We start from the raw sequence: 8,121 nt of genomic DNA, 5'->3' as shown, positions 1-8,121 counted from the left end.
TTGGCGGGGCGCCGGGGTCGAACCCCGGCTTCCCTTCACCAGGGCTCTGCCCTGGACCCGCGAAAGGACCCGTCCTTTCGAAACCTGAATTACAGGTTCGTGTAGTTCGGCCCGCCCGGCCCCTCCGGGGTGACCCAGTTGATGTTCTGGTTCGGGTCCTTGATATCGCAGGTCTTGCAGTGGACGCAGTTCTGCGCGTTGATCTGGAAGCGCACGCCGTCGCTGGCGGACTTGTCCTCCACCCACTCGTAGACGCCCGCCGGGCAGTAGCGGCCGGAGGGACCGCCGTAGACGTCGTGCTCCGAGGTCTTCTGCAGCCCCATATCCTTCACCTTGAGATGGGGCGGCTGGTCCTCCTCGTGGTTGGTGTTCGAGAGGTAGACCGAGGAGAGCCGGTCGAAGGTCAGCTTGCCGTCGGGCTTGGGGTAGACGATCGGCGTCACCTCCGAGAGGGGCTTGAGGCAGGCATGGTCCGGCTTGCCGTGGCCCAGCGTGCCGAACAGCGAGGCGTCGGCGAGCGCATTCATCCACATGTCGAGGCCGCCGAGGCCGACGCCGACCAGCGTGCCGTATTTCGACCAGAGCGGCTTGACGTTGCGCACCGGCTTGAGGTCGCGCCCGATCGGGCTGTCGCGCCAGCCCTCCTCGTAGGCCGTCAGCTCGTCGCCCTGGCGGCCGGCGACGAGCGCGTCGAAGATCGCGTCCGCCGCCTGAACCCCCGACAGGATCGCGTTGTGCGAGCCCTTAATGCGCGGCACGTTCACGAAGCCGGCGGAATCGCCGACGAGGCAGCCGCCGGGGAAGACGAGCTTGGGCACCGATTGCCAGCCGCCCTCCATGATGGCCCGCGCGCCGTAGCCGATGCGCTTGGCGCCCTCGAACACCTCGCGGATCATCGGATGGGTCTTGAAGCGCTGGAACTCCTCGAACGGCGACAGGGTCGGGTTCTCGTAGTTGAGGTGCGTGACGAAGCCGACCGAGAGCAGGTTGTCGTCGAAATGGTAGAGCCACGAGCCGCCGCCCGCCTTGTTCGGCAGCGGCCAGCCCATCGTGTGCTGCACCAGCCCCGGCTCGAATTTGTCGGGCGAGAGCTGCCAGAGCTCCTTCACCCCGAGCCCGTACTTCTGATGATCGCTGTTGCGGTTGAGCCCGAACCGATCGATCAGCGTCTTGGTGAGCGAGCCGCGCGCGCCCTCGCCGAACACCGTGTACTTGGCCCGAAGTTCCATGCCGCGGGTGAAATCGTCCCGCGGCTCGCCGGTGCGGGAGATGCCGAGATCGCCCGTGGCGATGCCGGTCACCGTGCCGCGCTCGTCGTAGAGCACTTCGGAGGCCGGGAAGCCGGGATAGATCTCGACGCCGAGCGCTTCCGCCTTCGCGCCGAGCCACTTGACCGTGTTCGAGAGCGAGCCGACGAAATTGCCGTGGTTCGACAGGAGCTTGGGGAAGAACAGGTTCGGCATGCTGACGCCGCTGTTCTTGGTCAGGAACAGGAACTCGTCGCGCTCCACCGCGGTCTTGAGCGGACGCTCGGGATCCTCGCGCCAGTCGGGGAGCAGGGTGTCGAGGCCGATCGGATCGACCACCGCCCCGGAGAGGATGTGCGCGCCGACCTCGCCGCCCTTCTCCACCACGACGACCGAGATCTCCTCGCCCTTCTCCGCGGAGAGCTGCTTGAGGCGGATCGCGGCGGCGAGGCCGGCGGGGCCCGCGCCGACGACCACCACGTCGAAATCCATGCCTTCGCGTTCGGGCAGCGCCATCCTCATTCCTCCTGCGGCCGTTCGTTCGGGCGCCGTGTCACGCCGTTTCGGCCCTATCTATTGTCAAGATGTCTCTCAAGCGATTCCAAGGTAGGAAGGCAAGGCCGTTCGGGTAGCGGCAGGCGATCGCAGGGGGCAGCGCCGGCCGCACCCGTGCGACGATCCGCGTTGCCGCGCCGGGCGTTGTCCACAGGCCGCCCGCACGCCACATGGAACCGATGACTGCGAACCACGCGGATCCCGACGCCAGGGGCGACCTGATCTCCTACCTCGACTTCCACGTCGAGGCCGGCGTCGACGCAGCGCTGGACGAGCGGCCCCACGACCGTTTCGCCGAGGCCGAGACCGCTCAGGCGCCCGCCGCCCCGCGGGCCGAGCCGGCCCCGCGCCGCGCGCCGCCGCGGGACGCCCCGTCCGGCGAGGGCGCGTCCACCGAGATGCGGCGCGAGCTGCCGAGCCGCGACCCGCCGCCGCGCGAGCCTCCCCGCACCTACGGCAATGCGGCCGGCGCCAAGCCCGGCGAGGCGGCGGACGACGCCCGGGCGCGCGCCGCGCAGATGGACACGCTCGAGGATCTCGAAGCGCTGCTGCGCGGCTTCGAGGGCTGCGGCCTGCGCTTCACCGCGAAAAACCTCGTCTTCGCCGACGGCAATCCGCAGGCGCGGGTGATGTTCGTCGGCGAGGCGCCCGGTGCCGACGAGGACCGGATCGGCAAGCCGTTCATGGGCCGCTCCGGCCAGCTCCTCGACCGGATGATGGCGGCGATCGGCCTCGACCGGTCGAGCGCCTACATCTCCAACGTCGTGCCCTGGCGCCCGCCGGGCAACCGCAACCCGACCCCGCAGGAAATCGCGATCTGCCGCCCCTTCGTCGAGCGGCAGATCGAACTCGCCGATCCCGACATCCTCGTCTGCCTCGGCGCGCCGGCGACCCAGACGCTGACCGGTACCAAGGACGGCATCCTCAAGGCGCGCGGGCGCTTCTACCCCTATCGCCTGCGCGACGGCCGCGAGATCCGGGCGCTCGCCACCCTCCACCCGGCCTACCTGCTGCGCCAGCCGGTGCAGAAGCGGCTCGCCTGGCGCGACTTCCGGATGTTGAAGAGCGCCCTCGACGGGAGCGCCGCGGGCAAGTAGGCCGGGGGCGGGCGTAAGCGGAACCGTATCCTCCGCCTCGCCATTCTAGAAGCAGGCCCGGACTCCCGATGAGGCCGGGCAAGACGCGGGGCGGCGGGAGACTCTATGCGCTGGGACGATTTTCGCGCCTCTGAGAACGTCGAGGACCGACGCGGCGAGGGCGGCGGAGGCGGCGGCTTTCCCGGCGGCGGCATGGGCGGGTTGGGCATCGGCACGATCGTCATCGTGCTGCTGATCTCCTGGGTCACCGGCATCAACCCGGCGATCCTGCTCGGCGGCGCCCAGCAGATGGCCGGCGGCGGGCAGCAGCGCGAGCAGCGGGTCGATCCCGAGACGCAGGCCCGACGCCGCGAGGCCCCGACCGACCGCGCCGGCCAGTTCGCCACGAAGATCCTCGGCAACACCGAGGATGTCTGGAACGAAATCCTGCCGAACCAGACCGGGCGGCAGTACAAGCCGACCACGATGGTGCTCTACCAGGGCGGCACCCGCTCGGGCTGCGGCATGGCGCAGGCGGCGATGGGGCCGTTCTACTGCCCGCTCGACAAGAAGGTCTATATCGACCTCGGCTTCTTCAAGGAGATGCAGACGAAGTTCGGCGTGAAGGGCGACTTCGCCTACGCCTACGTCATCGCCCACGAGGTCGGTCACCACGTGCAGGACGTGCTCGGTATCCTCGGCAAGGTGCAGAACCGCCAGCAGAACGCGGGCAGCAAGACGGAGGCGAACCAGCTCTCGGTGCGGGTCGAGCTGATGGCCGACTGCCTCGCCGGCGTCTGGGCCAAGAACTCCAACGACCGCTGGAATTCGCTCGACCAGAGCGACATCCAGGAGGCGCTCAACGCGGCGAGCGCCATCGGCGACGACAAGCTGCAGGAGAAGTCGCAAGGCTACGCCGTGCCGGATTCCTTCACCCACGGCTCGTCCGAGCAGCGGATGCGCTGGTTCATGACCGGCTACAAGAGCGGCCAGACCAAGTCCTGCGACACCTTCCGCACCAGCCGCGGCTGATCTTTTCCAGCGACTCTTCCCGAGGAGAGCTCCCATGGCCGAGACCGCGCGCGAGCTGATGCTCGCCGGAAAGCCCTATCGCGGCGACGATCCGGAACTGGTCCAACTCCGCAACGCCGCCAAGCGGCGGCTCCTGCGGCTCAACGCCATGGAGCCGGAGGATGCGGCCGGCCGCGAGGCGGTGATCCGCGAACTTCTCGGCGCGGCCGGGCGCAACCCGACGATCTGCCCCGGCTTCGCCTGCGATTACGGCTCCAACATCCGCGTCGGCGACGACTTCTTCTGCAACTTCAACTGCGTCTTCCTCGACTGCGCCCCGATCACCATCGGCCACCGGGCGCAGATCGCCCCGGCGGTGCAGATCTACACCGCCGAGCATCCCCTCGACCGCGCCAGCCGCGCCGCCTTCTGGGAATCGGCCCGGCCCGTCGCCATCGGCGACGACGTCTGGATCGGCGGCGGCGCGATCCTGCTCCCCGGCATCACCGTCGGCGACGGGGCGGTGATCGGCGCGGGCGCGGTGGTGACCCGCGACGTGCCGCCGAACGCGGTGGTGGTGGGGAACCCGGCGAAGGTGGTGAAGTGGATGAAGGGGTGATCGGGCCCGCCGACGGACCGTGGCCGAACGCGGTCAGCGTCCGACGGCGACGGAGAGCTGTACGCCCGATGCGTCCTGAACCGTCCTGAGGACGCCGAAGAGGTTGGTCGCGGTCGGATTGCCGGCCGGACCGAGCATGCGCATCAAGCTCTTCGAAGACGTACCGGTCTCCTGCGCCAGGCGCTCGAAGCCGATGGTCGCGTTGATGTAATCCCGTAAGACCGCTTTGCCGGTTTCGATGTCGCCGGCGAGAAATTGGTCGACCGCCTCGGTGAGCAGGGCATCGCGGAAAGCCGGGTCGCGCTCGGCCCGCGCCTTCACGGTCTCCTTGAAGCTTCGGGTCAGGGTCATCGCCCCACATCCTTCTTCCGCCGCCCGTACTCCGCCCAGTGCACCTGCGCCTCGGCGATGTCGTCCTGCTGGCGCCGCTTGGTCCCACCGCAGAGCAGGATGATCAGCGTGTCTCCATCCCGTCCGAAATACAGCCGGTAGCCGGGTCCCCAGGCGATCCGATATTCCTGGACGCCTTCTCCGACGGCCTTCGCATTCGACAGGTTTCCCGCCTCCATGCGGGCCAGCGCGACGGTGACCTTGGCGGCTGCCTGGGGATCGAGGTCGTCGAACCAGCGGGCGAAGGGGCTACGACCCCGGCTGTCCAGGAACTCCCGGATCTCCATCGAGAATAGTACCTTAAAAGTTACCATTCAAGACGTGGCACGGGCCGGGGTGCCAGCCGCTCCGCCGCGCTCTACTCCACCCGCACCCAGCCCTGCGGCATCAGCCGTTCCTGCGGCAGGAACTTGGCCTTGTAGTCCATCTTGCGGGAGCCATCGACCCAGTAGCCGAGGTAGAGATACGGCAGGCCGAGCGCGCGGGCGCGCTGGATGTGGTCGAGGATCATGTAGGTGCCGAGCGACCGGCTGGCCTGCTCGGGGTCGTAGAACGAGTAGACCATCGACAGGCCGTCGGCGAGCACGTCGGTGAGGCAGACGGCCACCGGGGCGCCGACGCCGCGGCCGTGGATCGCGCTGTCGGGGCCGCGCTCGCGGTAGACCACCAGATGGGTGTCGACGTGGCTGTCCTCGATCATCATCGCGTAGTCGAGCACGGTCATGTCGACCATGCCGCCGTCGCCGTGGCGGGCGTCGAGGTAGCGGCGGAACAGGGCGTACTGCTCCGAGGCCGGGCGGTTCGGCTCCGGCGTGCCGATCAGGCCGGCATTGCGCTGGAGGATGCGCCGCTGGCTGCCGGTGATGGCGAAATCCTCCACCACGACCCGCACCGAGACGCAGGCGCGGCAGGATTCGCAGGCCGGGCGGTAGGCGATGGTCTGCGAGCGGCGGAAGCCGCCCTGCGTCAGGATCTCGTTGAGATCGCGGGCGCGGCGCCCAACGAGATGGGTGAACACCTTTCGCTCCTCCTGGCCCGGCAGGTAGGGGCAGGGGGAGGGGGCCGTGAGGTAGAATTGCGGTGTATCGCGCGGATGGCTCGTCACGCTGGGAAGGCTCGCCCTCGGGGCCGGCGGCATCGGACGCCGAGGCCACCGTCAGTGTAGCGGGATCGCGGCGACGCTCAACCGGATTGATGGGGGATTGAACATCCCCGGCGGCGGCTTTCCGCCGCCATGTCTCACCCGAAGGAGGGATCGGCCTGCCTCACGAAACGCCCGCTCGCCGATCGCGTGTCCTTCGACCGCGGCGGCGGGGCGGGCACTCTGTGAGAGGCACTCAGTCGCGCACGACGGCGAGGCCGAGCAGCAGGTCGTGGCCAAGGCGCCGGTCGGCGCGGACGAGGCCGAACAGGACGTCGAGGCACCAGAGCAGGAAGGTCGAGATCGCCACGTAGAACAGCAGCGCGTGGACCGCGGCCGTCAGGAAATCGACGGGCCGGCCGCTCTCCGGCGCCACCACCCGCAGGCCGAGCATGCGCATGCCGAGGGTGCTCTGCTTGCGTCCGCCGACCGTGATCGCGCTGTAGAGGATGCCGCTGATGCCGAGGATCGGGAACAGCATCCAGGCGAAGCCGAAGGTGAGGACGCCGAGGATCGCGATCGCGGTGGCGAGAACGGCGGTGAACACGAAGATGAAGGCGAGGTCGAGCAGGTAAGCGATCGTGCGCCCGCCGAGGCTCGCCCGCACGTAGGGCACGGGGAAGCCGCCATGGCCCGGCATCCCCGCCGTGTTGGTGTAACCGGGGTGATAACCGGGCTGAAAATCCGTCATGGCCGCCGCTTCCTCGACCGTTGCGTGCACCTTCGGTCAAGTGGGGAGAGGGTGCGGCGCTGCCAAGAGCGGCATCGAGAGCCGGATCGAGAGCGGGATCACGAGCAGGGCGGGGGCGATCCTCTCACCGGCGTCCGGGATCGGCGGCCTCAGCCTCGGGCGTCGCCAGATAATAGCGCCTGAGCAGGTAGAGCGAGGCGCCGTTCACCGGCCCCTGCTCGGTCGTCAGCGCCGTGAGCTCGTCGCCCGCGCCGAAATGGCAGACGAGGTGGCGGGGCCGGGTCGCCTCGGCCTTCGGCAGGTTTCCGCTCCCGCCCGTGACGCGGTAATCGACCCGCACGCTGCCGCGGCTCGCGCCCGGCCCGACCCGCAGCAGGCCGATGTCGGCGCCGGGCGGGGCCAAAGCCGGCACCGCCCGGCGGCAGAGCGTCGCCCGGCGCGCGTCGAGCGCCGTGTCGCAGCCGGATCCGGCCGCGAGCCAGAGGGCGAGGGCGCCCGCCCACACGGCGGCGCGGCCGCCGTCCGGAACCAGCCGGAGCACGCGCGTCGCAACCCCGTCGGCCGTCCCCGCTCAGGCGCCCGCGCGCAGACGCTCGGCGACGCGGGGGGCATAGTAGGTCAGGACGCCGTCGGCGCCGGCGCGCTTGAAGGCGAGCAGGCTCTCGGTCATGGCGCGCTCGCCGTCGAGCCAGCCGTTGCGGGCGGCGGCCTCGATCATCGCGTACTCGCCCGACACCTGGTAGGCGAAGGTCGGCACGCCGAACTGCGTCTTCACCCGGGTGATGATGTCGAGATAGGGGAGCCCCGGCTTGACCATCACCGAATCGGCGCCCTCGGCGAGGTCGAGGGCCACCTCGCGCAGGGCCTCGGCCGCGTTGCCGGGATCCATCTGGTAGGTGCGCTTGTCGCCGACCAGGGCGGCCTTGGTGCCGATGGCGTCGCGGAACGGGCCGTAGAAGGCGCTGGCATACTTGGCGGCGTAGGCCATGATCTGCACATCGCGAAATCCCGCCCGGTCGAGGCCGGTGCGGATCGCGCCGACGCGCCCGTCCATCATGTCGGAGGGGGCGATGATGTCGGTGCCGGCCTCGGCCTGGATCAGGCTCTGCTCGACCAGCACCGCCACGGTCTCGTCGTTGAGGATCGCGCCGTCCTCGATCAGCCCGTCATGGCCGTGGCTGGTATAGGGATCGAGCGCGACATCCGTCATCACGCCGATCTCGGGGACCGCCCGCTTCACCGCCCGCACCGCCCGGCAGACGAGGTTTTCGCGGTTGAGCGCCTCGGAGCCGGTCGGATCGCGCAGGGACGGCTCGGTATAGGGAAAGAACGAGACCAGCGGGATGCCGAGCCGCGCCGCGCGCTCGGCCTCGCGCACGACCTCGTCCACG

The 8,121-nt window shown here is 69.6% G+C and carries 10 protein-coding genes; 3 read left to right on the top strand and 7 right to left on the bottom strand.

Translation table 11 applies throughout. From position 1 onward, the window contains the following. Nucleotides 1–89: 89 nt before the first annotated feature. Complete coding sequence (locus MFF42_RS23180) at nt 90–1,763, bottom strand: electron transfer flavoprotein-ubiquinone oxidoreductase (RefSeq protein ID WP_238258088.1); 1,674 nt, start codon at nt 1,761–1,763, stop codon at nt 90–92. A 209-nt stretch (nt 1,764–1,972) separates the two neighbouring features. Here MFF42_RS23180 and MFF42_RS23175 point away from each other — a divergent pair, with 209 nt between their 5' ends. The 3 genes from MFF42_RS23175 to MFF42_RS23165 all read left to right on the top strand — a co-directional run bounded on the left by MFF42_RS23175 (nt 1,973) and on the right by MFF42_RS23165 (nt 4,508). Beyond that, nucleotides 1,973–2,899 (top strand): uracil-DNA glycosylase, encoded by a 927-nt coding sequence (locus MFF42_RS23175; RefSeq protein ID WP_238258086.1) that lies wholly within the window; start codon nt 1,973–1,975, stop codon nt 2,897–2,899. A 105-nt stretch (nt 2,900–3,004) separates the two neighbouring features. Next, nucleotides 3,005–3,910, top strand: a complete 906-nt coding sequence (ypfJ, locus tag MFF42_RS23170) for a KPN_02809 family neutral zinc metallopeptidase (protein ID WP_238258084.1) — start codon at nt 3,005–3,007, stop codon at nt 3,908–3,910. Between the two features lie 34 nt (nt 3,911–3,944). After that, nucleotides 3,945–4,508: a sugar O-acetyltransferase gene (locus MFF42_RS23165; protein ID WP_238258082.1), complete on the top strand. Its 564-nt coding sequence runs from the start codon at nt 3,945–3,947 to the stop codon at nt 4,506–4,508. Between the two features lie 33 nt (nt 4,509–4,541). Here the strand turns inward: MFF42_RS23165 and MFF42_RS23160 are convergent, their stop codons facing one another. The 6 genes from MFF42_RS23160 to hemB all read right to left on the bottom strand — a co-directional run. Continuing rightward, nucleotides 4,542–4,859 carry a helix-turn-helix domain-containing transcriptional regulator gene (locus tag MFF42_RS23160; protein WP_238258080.1) on the bottom strand — a complete coding sequence of 106 codons (318 nt, stop codon included), beginning with the start codon at nt 4,857–4,859 and terminating at the stop codon, nt 4,542–4,544. Continuing rightward, on the bottom strand, nt 4,856–5,185 hold the full coding sequence (locus MFF42_RS23155) for a type II toxin-antitoxin system RelE/ParE family toxin (protein ID WP_238258079.1): 330 nt from the start codon (nt 5,183–5,185) through the stop codon (nt 4,856–4,858). Before MFF42_RS23155 ends, MFF42_RS23160 begins: the two co-directional genes overlap by 4 nt. A gap of 71 nt (nt 5,186–5,256) precedes the next feature. After that, entirely contained in the window at nt 5,257–6,003 is a 747-nt protein-coding gene (locus tag MFF42_RS23150; RefSeq protein ID WP_238258077.1) for an arginyltransferase, read from the bottom strand. Nucleotides 6,004–6,235: 232 nt separating this feature from the next. Beyond that, nucleotides 6,236–6,730 carry an RDD family protein gene (locus MFF42_RS23145; protein ID WP_238258075.1) on the bottom strand — a complete coding sequence of 165 codons (495 nt, stop codon included), beginning with the start codon at nt 6,728–6,730 and terminating at the stop codon, nt 6,236–6,238. Nucleotides 6,731–6,854: 124 nt separating this feature from the next. After that, nucleotides 6,855–7,271: a hypothetical protein gene (locus MFF42_RS23140; protein ID WP_238258073.1), complete on the bottom strand. Its 417-nt coding sequence runs from the start codon at nt 7,269–7,271 to the stop codon at nt 6,855–6,857. A gap of 30 nt (nt 7,272–7,301) precedes the next feature. Beyond that, a partial coding sequence (hemB, locus tag MFF42_RS23135) for a porphobilinogen synthase (protein WP_238258072.1) occupies nt 7,302–8,121 on the bottom strand: 820 nt, incomplete at its 5' end.

Origin of the sequence: Methylorubrum podarium (assembly GCF_022179745.1) — a bacterium.
Lineage (GTDB): Bacteria > Pseudomonadota > Alphaproteobacteria > Rhizobiales > Beijerinckiaceae > Methylobacterium > Methylobacterium podarium.
The sequence above is the reverse complement of the archived record's forward strand: the minus strand, read 5'-3'. Positions and strand labels throughout refer to the sequence as shown.